The sequence below is a fragment of the Paenibacillus hunanensis genome (genome assembly GCF_034055775.1).
In the GTDB taxonomy this organism is placed as follows: Bacteria; Bacillota; Bacilli; order Paenibacillales; family Paenibacillaceae; genus Saccharibacillus; species Saccharibacillus hunanensis.
In genome coordinates this window covers 5048404-5067233 of record NZ_CP139194.1, presented here as the reverse complement: position 1 = coordinate 5067233, position 18830 = coordinate 5048404, and the positions used below count along the sequence as shown (strand labels likewise).

The window sequence follows — 18830 nt, the reverse complement described above, 5'->3', positions numbered from 1 at the left end:
TAATAGTATGTAGATAAGGTAATAAAAAAAGATTTGAGAAGTATGGCGAAATTATTATCTTGGGTATATTAAAAGTTGCTAGTTATAATGTAGTAGAGTTAAAACATTGAATTGAATTTAATATCTATAGTGAATCAGGAGGAACTAAGTTTATGATAGAGCCGAACTTATTGGAATTAAAAAAGGAGTTACATATAGAACTATTAAAGGCAGCAAAAGAAGCCAGAAGTTTGGGTTACAACCCAACTCAATTTAACCGAATGTTATTAGAAGAAGGAGGATATGTAGTAGCAAAAAAGCTTATAGTTAAAACTTCAAGTGGATTCAATAATTTATGGGAATTAAATAGATTGGATTTATCAACTGAAGCAATAATATTAAGAGAGAAGTTTAGGCCTTTGTTCACTATAGAAGAGTTAGAACTTGCCAAAAATAGATTACATGAGTTCAATTATGAAATAGATAATGAAAAAACTAACTTGCCACCATTACAACCCAGTGGTCGAATTCGAGAATTTAATAGCTATAGTGATATTTTAAAAGCAAATATTATTTTTGAACATATCGTTAACGGGTTACAACATAGAGAACTTGATGAAGTTATTCTTGGACTTAATAGTCAGAATAGTAAAGGTTTTCAATCAATGGGGATACTTCATTTTTTAGGAATCCGAGCGGATTATAAGGGCTTATTTGAAGGGAAAGAATTACAGGAAGTTATAGGAATATTAAGTGAACAAGGTAAGGATTATGAAGAACCTGTGCGTTTGTTAAGTTTATTAGATAATACTGCCTTAGTAAATGCAATTAATGATGATATTGAAGCTGAGCAAGTAGAAGAAGGACGTGGAATTGAAGGTGCTGTTCAATATTACTACGGTAAACGTTATGAGAGAGATTTAAATAATAGAAAATTAGCAATTAAAAAGCATGGATTAGACTGCTATGTTTGTGGCTTTAATTTTGAAGACACTTATGGAGATCGTGGAAAAGACTTTATAGAGGTTCATCATATTCAGCCATTAAGTACATTAGAAGAGGCGATGGAAATAAATCCTGAAACAGATCTGGTTCCTCTTTGTGCTAATTGTCATCGAATGGTGCATAGAAAGAAAGATAATGTTCTCAGTGTTGAAGAACTTAAACAGATCGTGAAAAAAAGCATATAAGTTTTATTGTAAATATTGCGGCTTAAAATAGATAGAATTTTAATAGGTATTTTAGTTGAATGATAGAGAAAATAGCCGTTCCATTACGTATCTATAGCATATATTGCTAATATTAATGAAATTGGAAATACTTTTTAACTATACTCATCCCATCTCATCTATGCTAAAATAACCCCCTACATCAAAAAAGGAAGTGACCACCACTTGATCCAAATCACGATCCCTACACCGGACGTATCCATTACAAAACAAAGTAACCCACAACTCAGCCACATCTACGGTTTTACCGATTTCCACCTCATCACCCGCGAACTTGGCGGCATCTACATGTTCTACAACGAGCAAGATGAACTGCTGTTCGTCGGCAAAGCTCGCAAACTCAGACCGCGTATCAAAAAGCATTTTGAAGATACCGTTTCGCCGATCAAAAACCATCGTGACGAAGTCACTCGTATCGATGTGTGCATCGTAGAGGATGCAACGGAGCGCGAAATTTATGAGACATACATCATCAACAGCCTGCACGCGCGTTACAATGTGGACAAGGTATTTTACAAGTAAACTACGAATCCGCATCATACCGCTGACAGACATAAGAAAAAGCTGCTTCCCAATATCAAGGAAGCAGCTTTTCTTGTATTCATTTACGATCCATCTGATCATAATTCATTCCGCTAAACCGTACTCAAATCATGGCTACAGACCGTACATCATTCCTCTAAAAATCACTCACAACGGACGCGGCGTATAATCCAAATCACGGAACAACTGCTCACGTTCCTTATCCGTCAAATCACGCCATTTGCCCACAGGCAGACTCCCCAGCTGGATATTCATAATCCGCGTACGGCGCAGTCCATGAACTTCGTACCCCAGCGCCGAACACATCCGGCGAATCTGACGGTTCAATCCCTGCGTCAGAATAATTTTAAATACATATTTCGACTGCTGTGTCACTTTACAAGGCAGCGTCACCGTATCCAGAATCTCCACACCAGATGCCATCTTTTGCAGGAAAGCATGAGTGATTGGGCGATCCACGGTAACGATATATTCCTTCTCATGCCTATTCTCCGCACGCAAAATCTCATTTACGATATCCCCATCGTTCGTCAGCAGGATCAGCCCATCCGAATCCTTATCCAGACGACCAATATGGAAAATACGCAGCGGATGATTAACAAAATCCACGATATTCCCTTTAATATGTCGCTCGGTCGTACTCGTAATCCCAACGGGCTTATTCAGCGCGATATACACATGCTCTTTTTTCTGCTCGGCACCGATCTTTTGACCTTTATAGCGTACGTCGTCACCCGGCTGCACCTGACTACCCAGCTCGGCAACAACGCCGTTGATCGTTACTTTCCCTTCATTGATCCATTTATCTGCCCCACGGCGAGAAGTCGCACCCGACTCACTGATATATTTATTAATTCGCACAGTTGACACACCTTTCTGTTGTTCCACAATGGCTTGTATCGTTGCTGATCTATACTGCACAGCATGATGGTAGAGCCTGATTCACTTCAGTCTATCTCTAGGATACCCTTTTTGTTGCGTTTTTGAAAGGTAGACTGCTATGTAAAGAGATGTAGGGTACATACAAAAACATAGGTGACTGAATATAATATACCCGCACTAAAATGGATCATGCTCCATTGTGTGGTTAGTTCAATTATCGGTTCTTATAGTTGTCGTCTATTCTAAATTGCTAAGTAACATGGTATGATTTTACTGTTCATCCAGTAAGAAGTGGGTGATGATTATTCTAATGTCGTTAATCCAGAATAATCATCTTCGACAGAATTGCATTCAAGAATGGATGAGCAATTACATAGCTGGAGGGAATAATCATTTGGGAGATTTTATATTAGCTATTATTATCACATTAATCATTCTCGGAGTAATTGTCGGAGTCATATATTATGTGAAAACTCACAAACCAAAGAAGCTCAGCCCACAGGATCTAAAAGAATACAATTTGAAGGATATCACGATTAACCACATTGACCAAATGCAAGATGGCTCTGAATTTGAAGTATATCTGTATAGACTGTTCTTGGAGCTGGGCTATGATGGTGTGTATAAAACGCAGGGAAGTCGTGATTTTGGTGCAGATGTAATCTTCACAGATCGGGAAGGTATCCGAAACGTCATCCAAGCGAAGCGTTATGCTGTAGATAATCATGTAGGATTGGGCGCTGTACAGGAGGCTTTTTCTGCCATGAGGTATTACAAAGCGAAAAAGTCCATGGTCATCACATCATCCAAATTCACAGATCCATGCGAAACCCTGGCAGGAATCAATCACGTCAAGCTCCTAGATCGGAGCGATCTCATTGCGATCATTGCAGCACTTCAACAAGATGATCACACAGCCATCAAAAACCGCATCGAAGCCGAACCACGTATGATCTTAGAAACATGGAGCGAGATGAACGATCCCGTTCTACGTGATATTAAAAAGGATTATAAAGCGGAGAAGCGAGTGAATGAACTGCGAAAAGCAAAGTGACCATAGAAGTAATGGGGACATTTAAAAGCAATAGACCGAGGAGTAAGAGTTATAATCGTATGCCTTCTATACAAGGATGTGTTTAATTCTACATACTTTGTCACGTAGTCTAAACTGCTCTACTGATTTTGAGCATTTTAGTTCTAACCATCTGCTTAACATGTTTCACCTGTACTTAAAGCTTTTTCTAAAAGTAAGATTTTAAAGATATAGAAACAGAAACGCAGAGAGATATATGAGGCATCCCCACCAGAACGAAGGGAAGGAAATAAGGGGAAAGGACGACTTACCGTGTTAGTGATTTCCTAACACGGGGTTCAATAGAAAGTGATTTTTGCGAAGCAAAATATCTTACTACTTTTGAGCACGGGAATCTACATTTCACTCCTACTCCGTAGATTCCTGTGCGATACCGGAGTCCGTCCCCTTATTCCTTCCCGGAGTGGTTGCTGCAAAAGCACCCACCGAACTGTTATTTTGCATTCAGCCTTTAATGTGAGCAATTAACCTCCACCCCAATGCATTCACCCCAATAGCCACCCAACGCAAACAATCCAACCACGTACCTCATCCAATTAACTCCCCGCCGTCCCCCCACCATACAACGCCACTGGCAACGTATACTGCTTGCCCAATTCCTTCTCCGGGTCTTCAATCCGCTCAATCAAGAGCTCAATCAGCAGCTCCGCAATATCCGGAATCGGCTGCACAATCGTACTCAGCTCAGGAAACGCCTCCTGCATAAACCGCGTCCCATCGTACCCGATCACCTGCACATCCTGCGGCACCCGTTTGCCTAGTAGCTCCAGCTGATACCGCACGAGCATCGCTGTCGCATCATCCGTCGCCATGATGCCGTCCGGCTGGAACTCCCGAATCTCATCCCGAATAAACATTTTTTTCATCGTCGGTGACGTCTGAAACGGAATATTAATCTGCTTATACGTAATCTTCTGCTGCTCCATTTTCTCTGCAAAGGCATTAATCCGATCATCCGTCGGTGACATCTCGCTCAGACTGGTGGAGATCAGCAGCACGCGCTTAACCTTACCACGAATCAGTGCTGCCGCCGCAAGCTGTCCACCTTCAAAGTTATCCGAGCTTACCGTCGGAATCCGATTCCCTAGATAACGATCGAACGATACGATCGGCAGGGTCAGCTTACGGTATTCCGCAATATTTTCATTCAATGATCCCGTGATAATACCGTCAACCTGGTTGCCCTGTAGCATTTTCAGATACTCGACTTCCTTTTGCGGATCGTTGAAGCTATTACACAGGATCGTTTTATAGCCCCGTTTGAATAGCCGGGTCTCGATATGCTCGATCATCTCCGCATAGAATACATTGCTCGTATTCGGGAAAATGAGACCGATGAGCTGGGTGCTTTTGCCGAGTAAGGAGCGTGCCACCGAGTTGGGATGGTAGTTTAGCTCATCGATTGCGGCCTGTACCCGATTACGGGTTTTGGTAGAAATGTACCCACGATTGTTGATCACACGGGAAACGGTCGTTTTGGATACACCTGCTCGCTGTGCGACTTCGTCCAATGTAGCTGCCATAGGTGACCCTCCTTTCACTTAGTTCAATCGAATATTACGGTTTACTGGTAAAAAAATCAAGCGTTTGCTTATACAGCAGCGCGCGGCTTGGCACATCGCCCCAGCTATGATCTACACCCTCGACTTCGACCAGCTCGACATACTGCTCATACGTGTCCACATAACGGCGCGCATACTCAACAGGTGCGATCCAGTCGTCGATGCCGTGCAGAATTTTCACTTTGCCTTTATATGGACGTACTGCTTCGTATACCTGAATATGCTTTACATCCTCGAAGAAGGCAGGGCCAAGCTTGAGGCTGTTAAAGTCGAAGTAGCCCTGCTCCTGCACAATGTCGATGCTACGACCTTGCAGTGTGCCGCGCACCAGAATCTCGTCTGTGAATACCGCTGCTGGCGACCAGAGACATAACGAGTCGATCTGGTCTGGAATCGCGCCAGCCACCATACTGGCTGCAACCGAACCGAGACTCATCCCCAGCAGAGAAATACGCTGCTCGTCTACAAAATCCAGCGTACGCGCATACTGCACCAGCTCGATTCCTTCCTGCACTTCATTTGAAAAGGTGAAATCGAAAAATTCCCCGTCACTTTCACCATGACCCGAAAAGTCGAAACGGAGGGAGGCGATGCCAGCTTCCTCCAGTTGTCGCGCCATATGCACGAAGGCATAGAAATACTCATTACGCATACTGCCAAAGCCGTGGAACATGAGCACCGTTGGGAATCTTTGTCCCTGTCTATCTGGAATATGAGCGGTGCCGCGTAGCGTTTTACCGTTAATAGTTGTGGTGATCGGTTGCATCATGAGTCATGACCTCCTGAATGAGTGATGAGTGGATGGATTGGAATGCCTATAGATAAAATGTGCGTATAGAATGGAACGTTACGATTAAATATAAGAAGCGGAAATTAGAAATAGAAGTTGTAATAGAGTAGCGTTATACAATAATAAGCGATCTAGTATGGTGTTCGTACTAACAGAATAATGAATGACTTGGCGTAGTGCTCATATTAATAAGACGACTGCCATATTTGATCGGCTTTAGATTCCATAGCGATTCAATAGCGCGCCTTTTGTGAGTCATACAACTATCAACCATACTTTACACCATTCCCTATGCTGTTTTGCCAGAACGCACTTTACATCCTCAACTTATGCCTCTACCTTCCATTTTCAGATCATGCTGGATTTTTATTGAGCAACAGCCGCTTTTCTCCAAGCTCCTGATGCATTTGCTTGGAATCGGCATCCAGGCGATAGAAGCTGATCAACCCGATACAGATCGCGAAGATAATCGCTGGAATGACAACGAATAGCATATTAATGCCTGCGATTCCCTGCGCGCTCTGCTGCACATTCGGTACGAAGCTATATGCAGCTAGCACGAACGAAGTAAGCGCACCTGCTAATCCTGCCCCGATATTCACACCCACTGTAGACATGGAAATGAGGAAGCCCTGCGCGCGTACGCCAAAGCGCCATTCGCCATAATCGACCGTTTCTGCTGTCATTACGAACATCAGACTCTGCGCGCTCCCCAATCCAAACGAGCTTACGAAAATGCCAATCATCGCGATTGGAATCGAGACAGCCGTCGCAGCAATATACAGAATGGCTTGCCCGGCAATCGCAATCCCGAGTCCTGCAATAACGATTGTCCGCATTTTGAATCGACGTATAAGTAGTGGAATACATAATGCACCGATGATCATGGAGACGGCATTCACACTATTCGCAACCGAGCTATCATTTGCATTATTCAAAATATATTTAAAGAAGTACACCATCGACGAGATTTTGACAACGACCCCGAGGAAAATGACCAGATTGGTCAGTGCAATCGTCCACCACGGCAGATTCGGCAGTAACGCACTCAGACTTTGCTTGAGTGTAGGCGGTGTGTCAGTCTGTGCTTGCACATGCTCACGCACACCGAAAAAGGTCACCAGCTCGCAGATCGCCAGCAAAATGGCAAAGATGCTCATCGCCTTCAGAAAGCCAGGCTGATTAATTCCACCACCAAGCAGCGTAACTAACGGTAAAATGATCAGACCCGACAGCAGACCGCCCGTTTGTCCGAGAATATTGCGGAACATATTCGCCTGCGCACGATCACCTAGATCGGCACTCAGGCTAGGTAAGATCGCATTAATCGCGGTGCCTAATCCAACATAACAGAGTGAGAAAATGCCGTATGTGATATAAGCGAGCGGGATTTGGAGATTTTGATGAAAGGAGCCGATCGAGAAGAGCAGTATCGTTGAGATCGCATAGGGGATCGACATCCACAGAAACCACGGACGTACCTTGCCAAAGCGTGTATTCGTCTTATCCACCAGCACACCAAACACAGGACCAGACACCGCATCCACAATCCGAATGATCAGAAACAGCAGTCCGATCGCACCTAAGCCCATACCCACAACGTCGGTGTAATAGAACATCAGATAGTTCGTCACCGCGACAAAGACCAGATTGTTACCAAGATCGCTGAATCCATACGACACCTTGTTGAATAACGTTAGCTTTTTACCCATCGTTAATGCTCCCCTCAACATAAACGTTCCTGTAAAACGATTTTGCAATCGCTTACTCGTATAAGTTATTATATACATGGTTCGTAATGTGTCAATCGTTACCACATTTTTGTTATAGTATTGTTATTATTTTGATAGATTGAAAAGGGGATATAAGCTGGGGTAATGTTAGATATCGTATATTATCGAATGTAATCATCATTGATTAAATAATCTGAGTAATTTTTCTGGTTAAAATATATATGTCAATCGTTTTCATAGTAACGATCTTACAGATTCCATGCACTATGCTATCCTTATTTATTAGTTATCAAGGATTAGTCATTCAATGTTTGCCACTAAGCAGATTGTCTATGTCCATTACAGCCATATATTACCGCCGTATAATCAGATCGAATACTATGATGTACAGAGTGATTGACCTATTCCTCAAGCGGTTAACTAGACTACAAGAATCAGCACCAGGACGGATATAGACTGATATAATATAAAGAGAGACCAGCTTAACTTAACTGCTACCTCTCAAAGGTGATTCATACCGAGTCTAACTATAGACAGGCGTATAGGTTATAGGTTTATATAACGCATACCAGCTTAGACGCCATCTGAATAGCTGACCGTGATATACCATACGTCCATCCTACATAAAAAAGACCTCATCAAGAGGTCTTCGTTCTTGCTCTACCTGTTCGTCCATCAGGTTATTTTAACTTTTCAGGATTCGTAATTTTGATCGATGCGACCTCGCCGCAGTCTTCGCACACGGTGTAGATTTTCTCAGAACCGATTGCGAGCTTTTTATCGAGCGGACGCAGGTTTATGTAGTCGGTTGCTTGAATAAATGAACTGCCTTCACAAGCTTTGCATATCATCCTATTCACCCCCTTATGATTTGTATTCAATAATATAACAAAATTGGTAATATTCAAAATGATGAACCATGTGATGGCTAGATAAGCTCCATTAACTATTCATGTGACGCTTGGACATAGGAATGAACAAAGGATACTTTTATAAAGCAGCATAGAGCAGCACGTCTAAAGCATCAGGCAACATCATGGAAGGAGGCACAGCGATGAATACGATATCTCTAACACTAATCCTGAGCTGCATCGGCTTGCTGGTGTTATTTCTGTTTGCGATTGTTGTGCTACCTCGCATACAGCGGCGCGAGAATCGTGAGTATGATATGGAGCGTACGGTGGAGGAGGGCTATGCGGCACAGGGATATATTTTAGATGTGATCCCTACAGGGAATTATCACTCCGGGCAGCCAGAGCTGCAATTGCGTCTGCGTATTGAATCGAGAACTCGTTTGCCGGTGGAGACGACAGCCACTGTGATCGTGTATTCCATTCATCGTAGTCGCTTTCAGGAAGGGTTGCGCGTTCCAGTGCGTGTATTGGAGACACGTAAAGGTTTGCGTGTTGCAGTGAAGGGCTCGATTCATTATCCTTAAACGTGAGTGGTGAGTGGTGAGTGGTGAGTGGTGAGTGGTGAGTGGTGAGTGGTGAGTGGTGCCTCCACTAAGGGAAGCACCACTCGTAAAGTCCTTATTTTCCATCTATCATTATCCAGCGTTGCTTGCCCATCTACATTATCGCATTAATCAAGAAGCGGAATCTGCTGCAATCGTGGACAGGGAGGTTACCGCAGGCAGACGGAATGTTTCCGAGGCTTCTCCCTGTGGCATGATCATCAGGAATGTATACTGACTCCCATCCTTGGCTTCCCATACGACAAAATCATACGTGCCTTTGTCGCTGGATACCTGCAAATAGAGCTTGGCTCCAACCATCGGGTCTTCGTATAGCTGATCGCCGCTATATTCCTTCGCACTACCGTATTTTTTTAATGCCTCTTTACCTTGCTTGCGTAGCTCGTCAATATTCGCTTTGCTATCCAGCTTTGTAATCTCTACATGGTACTGAGGGAAGGCTGTTAGCTGTAAGCGGCTTTTTTGCTTGTCCAGCGTGTACGCATCAAATACATACATTGAATAACCGTCACCCTGCTGAAGCTTGGCTGTACGCTTTTCAAGTGTGCCTTCTGTCATAAGCTCGAATGTTTCCTTTTCAGGACGTGTAGCGGAAGCTGAAGAAGTCGATTCTGCGTCTGTACCCATTTCAGTCGTGCTGCCAGCTGCCTCGGTAGCAGGCTCGTTTTCGGTTGTCGCATCGCTATCTGTTGTTCCAGTCGATGCAGTTGGATCAGTCGTCGTAGCCTCTGTCCCTGTCTCTGCGGTCGATTGCCCGGTAGCAGGGGGATTCGTCTGTCCAGTGGTACCTGTTGCAGCCTCATTACTGCATGCACCGAGCAGGAGTACAGCCGCCATAGCTGCACCGAGTGTTGTGATTTTGTAGGTCGATCTCATGTTGAACACTCCTTTTATCGGGATTGTCAATTTGCGACTTATACTTATAGACGACTCGTTTCGTGTAATCGTTACACCTTTTTATGAAATTACTAGGAAATAACATAAAAAAGCTCCATATTTCAAAGTCATCTGCTGGTGCAGAATCGCTTCAAAATATGGAGTAAAGTACAACGCATCCTATGGGGGAGGATGAGGGCCAAGCGAGTAATTCTATGCTAAAGCAGAGACAGTACGATACAGGGAAGCATCGATCTGCTCTGTAGCATACACCTGTTACGTCATTCATGAGATTGCCTGTGATAATCGATTATCCCGGCGCAAGCTGTGTCTGTCTGGCGAATAGCAGCGTGGTCACATATTTGCGTGCATCCGCAGTCAGAATCTGTAGCTGTGTACGCTCCGCATGAGAGCTAGCCTGTATAAAATGCAGCAGAGCACCATCCAGATTTTCCTGAATCGCTGCGATTGTATAGCCCTGGGCGAGAATGGCATCGATTTGTTGCTTTTCTTGTTCAAATTCAGCAAAGGCAGACATCAGGACATCCCTCCACTGGACACTTTTTCAGCGCTAGGCTTGGGATCAAGTGTAGTCGGTGCTTCAAAGCGATTACGGTGCAGATACTGTCCGCTACCCGGCACACCGACAAACTGCTTATCCCGAATGACAAATTCACCGCGACTCAGCACCGATATCGGCTCGCCCGTCACCTCCAACCCTTCAAAGGCGCTATAATCGACGCGCATATGATGCGTGCTGGCAGACAGTGTGCGTTTCACGGTAGGATCGAAAATCACGATATCCGCATCACTACCAATCGACAATGTACCCTTCTGCGGAAACATCCCGAACAGCTTCGCACTCGTCGTCGAGATCATCGATACAAATTGATTGAGCGAAATTCGCCCCTTTGCCACACCTTCCGAATATAAAATGCTGAATCGATCCTCGATAATCGGGCCACCATTCGGAATTTTGGAGAAATCGCCACGTCCTAGCTCCTTTTGACCGTTAAAGTCGAACGAGCATTGATCCGAGCCGATCGTTTGCAGGCTTCCGCTCCATAGGCCATCCCACAGTACCTCCTGATTCCATTTTTCACGTAATGGAGGTGACCATACATATTTCGCACCTTCAAAGTCGGGCTTTTCCAGATCGGTTTGATCCAGTACCAGATATTGCGGACAGGTTTCGCCGTAGATGCGGAGTCCTTTTTTACGACCCTCGGCAATTTTCAGAGCAGCATCCGCGCAGGTGACGTGCACTACATAGAGCTGTGAATCTGCTAGCTCGGTCAGATAGATCGCGCGTCCGGTTGCTTCGCCCTCCAGCTCGGGTGGGCGAGTGAGCGCATGATAGATTGGATCGGTCTGTCCGGCAGCCAGTGCCTGCTCGATTAAGTATTCGATCACATCGCCATTTTCGGCATGCACCATAACGAGTGCACCTTCGCGGCGTGCGGTTTGTAGCGTTTTGAATAGGGTGCCATCATCAGCTTGAAACGTATTTTTGTACGCCATAAATACCTTGAACGAGGTAATGCCCTCATTTTCCATAATGATCGGCAGCTCTGCCAGCACCTCATCGTTAATTTCCGAGATCATCAGGTGGAAGCTGTAATCGATCACTGCCTTATCATGCGATTTGGCGTGCCAGGTATCGACTGCACTTTGTAAAGAAGCGCCTTTATTGGTCAGGCAAAAATCGATAATCGTCGTCGTTCCACCAAATGCCGCGGCCATCGTACCGGATTCAAAGTCATCCCGTGTCACCGTGCCGCCAAACGGCATATCCAGATGGGTATGCGGATCAATACCACCGGGGAATACATAGCAACCAGTAGCATCGATCACCTCGGCATCCGGTGCATCGAGCTGTACAGCGATGCTCGCAATGATGCCATTTTCGATCAGCATATCCGCTTTATACGTTTCCGATGCGGTCACGATCGTACCGTTCTTGATGATTTTCTTCATTACATCACCTCCACATTGTACGCGTCATTCAGTGAGGCAATCGTGCGCTGACGCTCATTCCATGTCATCGGTGGCAGGTCGTTCTCAATCGCAACCATATCAATCGCGCCATCTACCGGACAGACGATCGAGCACAGATTACAGCCTACGCAATCCTCCTCACGTACCTGAAGCACACTTTTGCCGTCTGCATTGGTCAGCATATCAATACATTGATGGGATGCGTCTTCACAGGCGATATGGCACTTATTGCAGTTGATGCAGTTATCTTCGTTAATGCGTGCTACCACCTGATAGTTCAGGTTCAGATCGCCCCAGTTCGAATACTTTTGTACCGAGCGTCCGATTAGCTCCTCCACCGAAGCTAATCCTTTTTCATCCAAATAATTGCTTAATCCATCGATCATATCCTCAACGATACGGAAACCATGGTGCATAACCGCAGTACATACCTGTACACCAGTAGCGCCCATCAGCATGAATTCCACCACATCCTGCCAGGTTGAGATGCCGCCAATTCCAGAGATCGGTACACCGATATCCGCATGACGTGCACACTCTGCGACCATATTAAGGGCAATGGGTTTGACCGCAGGGCCGCAATAGCCGCCGTGTGCACCTTGTCCACCCACATGGGGAATCGTATTCCATGTATGGATATCCACCCCGGCCAGGCTATTGATCGTATTAATCATACTAATCGCATCCGCACCGCCGCGCACAGCATGGCGAGCGACCACGGTGATGTCCGTAATATTCGGCGTGAGCTTGACGATAACAGGTGTGGTCGCCACTTCCTTTGCCCAATGTGTCTGCGCCTCGACCAGATCAGGCTGCTGCCCGGAGGCTGCACCCATCCCGCGCTCTGCCATCCCATGCGGACAGCCGAAGTTCAGCTCTAATCCATCTACACCGACATCCTCGACACGCTTGACGATCTCATGCCACTTTTCCTGCTTCGGCTCCACCATCAATGAAGCGATGATCGCATGGTTGGGAAAACGCTTCTTCGTTTCATAGATTTCCTTGAGATTCACATCAAGTGGACGGTCGGTAATCAGCTCGATATTGTTGAAGCCGGCTACGCGCTGTCCGTTAAAGCTAACCGCTGCAAAACGAGAGGATGTATTAATGATCGGATCGCCCAGCGTTTTCCAGACGGCACCACCCCAGCCTGCTTCAAAGGCACGTTGTACCTGATAGCCAGTGTTGGTCGGTGGCGCGGAAGCCAGCCAGAACGGGTTGGGCGAGCGAATGCCTGCAAGATTAGTGCTCAGATCTGCCATAGTTGATGACCTCCAGTCATATGTGAACTCGCTTGGGCTTATCGTAGAGCGTACTCCGATGAACCGATAGTTCAGCCAGAAGTACGCCTTTTTCTTACATAGATTAAAGTATATTCGGACTAGATTAGAGTGCATTCGGACTTTACACAGGCTGTATATTGGAAAACATTATACTGCGGAGCTTATCGCTGGTGAGGTCTGAGGTAGTAGCTCACGAATAATCGCATGAGCGGCTAGCTTACCCTGCTGAGCCGCAGATACGACCATCGCCTCGCCGCGACCGGCACCGAAAATAATATCGCCTGCCGCATACACCTTCGGATGAGAGGTACGATACGTATGATCGTCCACCTCAACGACACCCCATGTGTGGCTGAGTCCAAAATGCTCAATCAAGCTGAGCTGGCGCTCCTGACCAATCGCCAGTACGACAGCATCAACCGGCAACAGGAATTCCGAGCCTTCGACTGGCATAGGAATGAGTCGACCATCCTTGCCTGTTTCGCCAGTGAGAGTCATCTGCACACATTCCAGATGAGTGACCTTACCGCCATCATCGCCCACGATGCGTTTAGGCAAGGTGAGCCAGCGGAACTCTACACCTTCCTGCTTGGCAAACTCGTATTCAAAATCGTACGCCGTCATTTCCTCTCGTGTACGGCGATAGATCATTTTTACATTGGCGGCACCAAGTCGTACGGAGCAGGTAGCGGCATCAATAGCCGTATTCCCTGCACCGATCACAGCGACATGTTGTCCGATCATATTCACCGATGGCAATCCTATTTTCGTTTGCTCGACCAGCTTGATCGCATCATATACACCTGTAAGCTGCTCACCCTCGATACCGATTGGCGGTACATAGCCCATTCCAGCGGCTAGCACGACGGCATCGTATTGCTCCAGCAACTCATCCGCGGCAATATCGGTGCCTACGCGTACACCTGTTTTGATCTCTACTCCGAGCTTCTGCACCTGCTCCACTTCCCAGAGTGAGATCGATTGTGGAAGACGGAAGGACACGATGCCGTATGTATCCAGACCTCCTGCTTGCTCACGTGCCTCATAGATCACCACACTCATGCCCTGACGTGCCAGCTCGCGAGCAGCGGATAGACCAGCAGGCCCACCACCAATAACAGCAACCTTGTATCCATTATCCGTGCCACGCTTGAACAGCTCGGCATCGTTAGCAATCGCCCAATCGGTAGCATAGCGCTGAAGCATTCCGATCTGAATCGGAGCCGATGCATCATTTAGCACGCAGGCACCTTCACATAATTCCTCTGTCGGACAGACACGGGCACAGCTAGCACCGACTGGATTGGAATCCATAATCGTCGTTGCCGCACCGCGTAGATTATCGGTCGCAATTCGTTTGATAAAGGAGGGGATGTTGATGCTGGTCGGACATGCTTTGATACAGGGCGCATCATAACAGTAAAGACAGCGATTCGATTCCTCGACGGCTCCTTTAGATGTTAGTCCTGGCTCTGCTTCAGCAAAATTGTGCATGAACATATCCGGCGAAAATGCGGTGATTGCAGAATGCTTCATAGGTCAGCCTCCTTTTGGAATATCCGATATGGAAAGGAATATGGGCATACAGGGAATGGGATAACAATACAGGACAGCTTTATTCGATATTATGTGAGCTATACGTAGCTATTCTGTTCTATAATCTTTAAAAATAGACATTTACATAAAATAATTCACATCAAATCAAGAAAATGTGTAACTAAAGTTAACAAAATGAAATATAATAGTTCATTATCGAACTGAATTCACTAAATAAGAGTTATATATACTGACATTAGTTATACAAACTATAGTGAATTGGAGATTTTATTACATTAGACAGACTGTCTAATTTCAAAAGTTTAATTTTTACGGCATCGATGGCAGGAAGACGGTAGATTACCATTCAAGCAGGTGGGGGGGAGAACAAATGAATGGACAACGTATGTTTACGATCAACGATGCATTGACACGTCCGCTGTTTGGGGAAGCTCAGGTAGTCGGAGGAAGCGCTGGACTACATCGTACGATCCGGTGGGTGCATGTGCTGGAGAGCGCCAATATCGAGAGTCTAATTCATGGAGAAGAGATGATTTTGACGACCGGGCTGGGTTTTCATACCGATCTGGAGTCAGCATTATCCTTTATGCGTGATCTGGTGCAGAAGCGTGCGGCTTGCCTATGTATTGAGCTGGGACAATACTTTGATCAGATTCCAAAGGAAATGATGGAGCTGGCAGATCAGCATCAATTTCCATTAATCGTATTCACCAAGACGGTCCGCTTTGTGGATATTACGCTGGATCTACATTCTTTACTGATTAATCGACATCACCGACTGCTACAGGATTTGGAGGGGATTTCGCGCGAGTTTAATCGGTTAACCCTTAGCTCGCAGGGCACGAGTAAAGTATTGCAGCTGCTACACCGTAGCACAGGTAATCAGCTTATGTATGTGCAAATGGGCGGCAAGCCGACCTTTTACCCACCGATTGCACCGGATAAGCAGCGCGCTTGGCTGGAGAAATTTACTGCATTTGAAGCAGGGAAGGAAGGGATGGAGCCCGATGCCGCACCTTATTTTCGCGAGTTCGGTAATGAGACGCTAGTATTAAAGCCGGTCGGGGCACTCGATCAGACATGGGCATATATTATGATGATCTGTCCGCATCGTCCGCAGGAATACGATTGTCTGCTGCTGGATTCGGCGGCGCTGTCTATTGCTCAGGAGCTACTGCGTACACGATATATGGAGGAGCGTCGTCTCTTTTCGGAAAATCTATGGGTGGAGGAATTGATCAACGGACGCCTGAAGGAGGAGCATCGACTGAAAAGCTTGATCGGCCCTGATTTTGGTGCGATGAATGATCTGCCTTATCGCATATGCTTGATCGAGATCGAGAATCCGCAGGATGTACGCTGGAGTAGCTCGGAATACGAATGGGAATCGATCACCTTTCACCTGTCGATTGTGCTGCGTTCCATCTTCGAGCAATATCTATTCCATCCGCTGATCACACTCAAAAATAACCGCCTTGCCGTGATCGCTCTCGATAAGCAGCCACGCATGCCAGCCAAGCCACGTCTGGAGCAGGCGATACATGCACTGCGCCATATTCGCTCTGACGATAAGCTCAAAGACCTGCAACTGATCATAGGCGTAAGCAAAGCAAACAAACAATTGAAAAACGCCTCCACCAGCTATCAGGAAGCGGTGCAGGCGCTATCAGTCTATTCATGCTCAGGCAGTCGAGTGCTCTTTTACGAGGAGCTAGGTGTATATCAATTATTGCTCAGCTTAAATGATGGGCAGCGCCTGCAAACCTTTGTCCGCAACTATCTCGGCCCACTGATCGATCACGATGAATCCAAAGGCAGCGAGCTACTACTCACCTTACGCGTCTATCTCGACCACGACGGCTCCAAACAAATCGCCGCCCAGAAGCTATTCATCGTCCGCCAATCCCTATACTACCGACTCGACAAAATCACCGAGCTGCTAGGCGAAGACTTCATGTCACCCGAAAACCGCATCTCCATCCAAGTCGCCCTGCGCGCCTATCAATTGCTCTATCCCGAAAAGCTAAGCCTGCCTCATATGCAATCTTCTCTATAAGAAGTGCAATACAATCAAGCTCCGTACCGATTGTAAGATAACGAGTATTATAAGGAATGGAGTAATTTAATTAATGTAGCAATAATCCCATCTCTCCCTGCTACAAGCGCTGATCGATTTTGCGATAAGCACTTCACTGCGGGAAGGAAATAAGGGGAAAGGACGACTTGCAGTGTTAGTGGTTTCCTAACACGAGGTTCAATGAAAAAGTGATTTTGCGAAGCAAAATATCTTACCGCTTTGGAGGGGCGGGAATCTACATTTAATCCTAATCCAGTAGATTCCCGCGGTTCCACCCGAGTCCATCCCCTTATTCCTTCCCGAAGTGGTGTCTCCCAACATCGATCAGTGTTCCCCCATTACCCTCAAAAAAGTAGTGATCAAAAACTCCATATCCTCATCCGTACACACCAGCGGTGGAGCAAATGTCAGCACATTGTTGAAGCCTGCCACCGTATCACCGTTTTTGCCAATAATCAGCCCATGCTGCTTACAGCCTGCGATAATACTTTTCACAATATCAAGCGAAGCAGGCTGCTTTGTCGCTTTATCCGCTACCAGCTCAACCCCTGCCAGCAGACCGAAGCTACGAATATCGCCGACCAACGGATGATCGACTAGCGTCTGAAGCGCATCGCGTAGCCGTTGACCGAGTACACGCGCACGCTCGATCAGCTGCTCTTCCTTGATAATTTGCAGATTACGTAGTGCAAGCGCACATGCCGCTGGATTACCACCGAATGTATTCACATGACGAAAATGCGAATACTCATCCTCCGGATCTTTAAACGCTTGATAGATGTCCTTGCGTACTGCGGTAGCAGACAAGGGCAAATACCCACTCGTCAATCCCTTAGCCATCGTAACGATATCCGGCTTGATGCCGAAGTTATGATGGCCGAACTTTTGCCCGGAACGTCCGAACCCGCAGATCACCTCATCGATAATAAGCAGCACACCATGCCGTTTACAAATCTCCTGCACACGCTCCAGATAGATCGACTCCGGTACAATAATGCCACCTCCGGTAATAACGGGCTCCATAATCACCGCGCCCACCGTCTCCGCGCCTTCCCAGATAATCGTATCCTCAATGACCTGTGCACATTGTAGATTGAATTCCTCTACCGATTGCCCGGCTGGACGGCGGTAGCTATCGGGTGGGGCTACATGTAGAAAGCCCGAGGTGAGCGGTTCGTATTTGTATTTACGCTGTGCCTGTCCGGTTGCCGACAATGCGCCAAGTGAACTGCCATGATAACCACGATAGCGGGAAATGAATTTATGGCGATAATGCTGCCCGGTCTGCTGATGATATTGGCGTACCATTTTAAAAGCAGCCTCATTCGCTTCCGAGCCACTATTAGAGAAGAAAATAACATATTCATCGCCCAGCCATTCATTCAGCTTTTCAGCAAGTCGAATCGCAGGCATATGACTTTGGGTGAGCGGAAAATAAGGAAGCTGCATCATTTGCTCGTATGCGGCTTCGGCAAGCTCTTTGCGTCCATAACCAACATTTACACACCATAGTCCAGACATACCGTCCATATAGCGTTTTCCATGAATATCGGTAATCCAGGCACCCTGTCCTGATTCCGCAATCATCGGCGGAGCGGCTTCGTTATAGGGCGTAATATTGTGCCATAGATATTGACGATCCTTTTGCAGAGCGGCTTCACTGTTAATGGCTGACTTGATCATCCTGTGTTCCTCCTGAGCATTCGAGGGTAGCCGTTATGGAGCAGAGCTACCCGCCGAAATGTAGT

16 protein-coding genes are annotated in these 18830 nt (G+C 46.2%); 5 read left to right on the top strand and 11 right to left on the bottom strand.

Going from position 1 to position 18830, the window contains the following annotated elements; translation table 11 throughout:
* Positions 1–152 precede the first annotated feature (152 nt).
* Entirely contained in the window at positions 153–1169 is a 1017-nt protein-coding gene (locus tag SK066_RS20655) for an HNH endonuclease (RefSeq protein WP_320542823.1), read from the top strand.
* Positions 1170–1373: 204 nt separating this feature from the next.
* On the top strand, positions 1374–1730 hold the full coding sequence (locus SK066_RS20650) for a nucleotide excision repair endonuclease (protein WP_320542822.1): 357 nt from the start codon (positions 1374–1376) through the stop codon (positions 1728–1730).
* A gap of 168 nt (positions 1731–1898) precedes the next feature.
* Here the strand turns inward: SK066_RS20650 and rluF are convergent, their stop codons facing one another.
* Complete coding sequence (gene rluF, locus SK066_RS20645) at positions 1899–2612, bottom strand: 23S rRNA pseudouridine(2604) synthase RluF (protein WP_320542821.1); 714 nt, start codon at positions 2610–2612, stop codon at positions 1899–1901.
* Between the two features lie 415 nt (positions 2613–3027).
* Between rluF and SK066_RS20640 the strand changes: the two genes are divergently transcribed.
* A complete protein-coding gene (locus SK066_RS20640; RefSeq protein WP_320542820.1) occupies positions 3028–3687 on the top strand; it encodes a restriction endonuclease in 660 nt (219 codons plus the stop codon).
* A gap of 575 nt (positions 3688–4262) precedes the next feature.
* Here the strand turns inward: SK066_RS20640 and SK066_RS20635 are convergent.
* The 4 genes from SK066_RS20635 to SK066_RS20620 form a co-directional block, all read right to left on the bottom strand.
* Positions 4263–5249, bottom strand: a complete 987-nt coding sequence (locus tag SK066_RS20635) for a LacI family DNA-binding transcriptional regulator (RefSeq protein ID WP_250343740.1) — start codon at positions 5247–5249, stop codon at positions 4263–4265.
* 34 nt (positions 5250–5283) lie between these two features.
* Complete coding sequence (locus SK066_RS20630) at positions 5284–6057, bottom strand: alpha/beta hydrolase family protein (RefSeq protein WP_320542819.1); 774 nt, start codon at positions 6055–6057, stop codon at positions 5284–5286.
* Positions 6058–6431: 374 nt separating this feature from the next.
* Positions 6432–7790, bottom strand: a complete 1359-nt coding sequence (locus tag SK066_RS20625) for a glycoside-pentoside-hexuronide (GPH):cation symporter (RefSeq protein WP_320542818.1) — start codon at positions 7788–7790, stop codon at positions 6432–6434.
* A 701-nt stretch (positions 7791–8491) separates the two neighbouring features.
* Positions 8492–8662 (bottom strand): hypothetical protein, encoded by a 171-nt coding sequence (locus SK066_RS20620; RefSeq protein ID WP_188775655.1) that lies wholly within the window; start codon positions 8660–8662, stop codon positions 8492–8494.
* 203 nt (positions 8663–8865) lie between these two features.
* Between SK066_RS20620 and SK066_RS20615 the strand changes: the two genes are divergently transcribed.
* Positions 8866–9249 carry a hypothetical protein gene (locus SK066_RS20615; protein ID WP_320542817.1) on the top strand — a complete coding sequence of 128 codons (384 nt, stop codon included), beginning with the start codon at positions 8866–8868 and terminating at the stop codon, positions 9247–9249.
* A 150-nt stretch (positions 9250–9399) separates the two neighbouring features.
* Here the strand turns inward: SK066_RS20615 and SK066_RS20610 are convergent, their stop codons facing one another.
* From SK066_RS20610 to SK066_RS20590, 5 genes are all read right to left on the bottom strand, one after another.
* A complete protein-coding gene (locus SK066_RS20610) occupies positions 9400–10164 on the bottom strand; it encodes a hypothetical protein (RefSeq protein WP_320542816.1) in 765 nt (254 codons plus the stop codon).
* Positions 10165–10474: 310 nt separating this feature from the next.
* Positions 10475–10702: a hypothetical protein gene (locus SK066_RS20605; protein ID WP_188775652.1), complete on the bottom strand. Its 228-nt coding sequence runs from the start codon at positions 10700–10702 to the stop codon at positions 10475–10477.
* Positions 10702–12141: a dihydropyrimidinase gene (hydA, locus tag SK066_RS20600; RefSeq protein ID WP_320542815.1), complete on the bottom strand. Its 1440-nt coding sequence runs from the start codon at positions 12139–12141 to the stop codon at positions 10702–10704. Before hydA ends, SK066_RS20605 begins: the two co-directional genes overlap by 1 nt.
* On the bottom strand, positions 12141–13427 hold the full coding sequence (gene preA / locus SK066_RS20595; protein ID WP_188775650.1) for an NAD-dependent dihydropyrimidine dehydrogenase subunit PreA: 1287 nt from the start codon (positions 13425–13427) through the stop codon (positions 12141–12143). Before preA ends, hydA begins: the two co-directional genes overlap by 1 nt.
* Positions 13428–13595: 168 nt before the next feature.
* On the bottom strand, positions 13596–14984 hold the full coding sequence (locus SK066_RS20590; RefSeq protein WP_320542814.1) for an NAD(P)-dependent oxidoreductase: 1389 nt from the start codon (positions 14982–14984) through the stop codon (positions 13596–13598).
* Between the two features lie 391 nt (positions 14985–15375).
* Between SK066_RS20590 and SK066_RS20585 the strand changes: the two genes are divergently transcribed.
* Complete coding sequence (locus SK066_RS20585; protein ID WP_320542813.1) at positions 15376–17061, top strand: PucR family transcriptional regulator; 1686 nt, start codon at positions 15376–15378, stop codon at positions 17059–17061.
* A 345-nt stretch (positions 17062–17406) separates the two neighbouring features.
* On the opposite strand, the gene SK066_RS20580 is transcribed toward SK066_RS20585, so the two are convergent.
* A complete protein-coding gene (locus SK066_RS20580; RefSeq protein WP_320542812.1) occupies positions 17407–18765 on the bottom strand; it encodes an aspartate aminotransferase family protein in 1359 nt (452 codons plus the stop codon).
* Between the last annotated feature and the right edge of the window lie 65 nt (positions 18766–18830).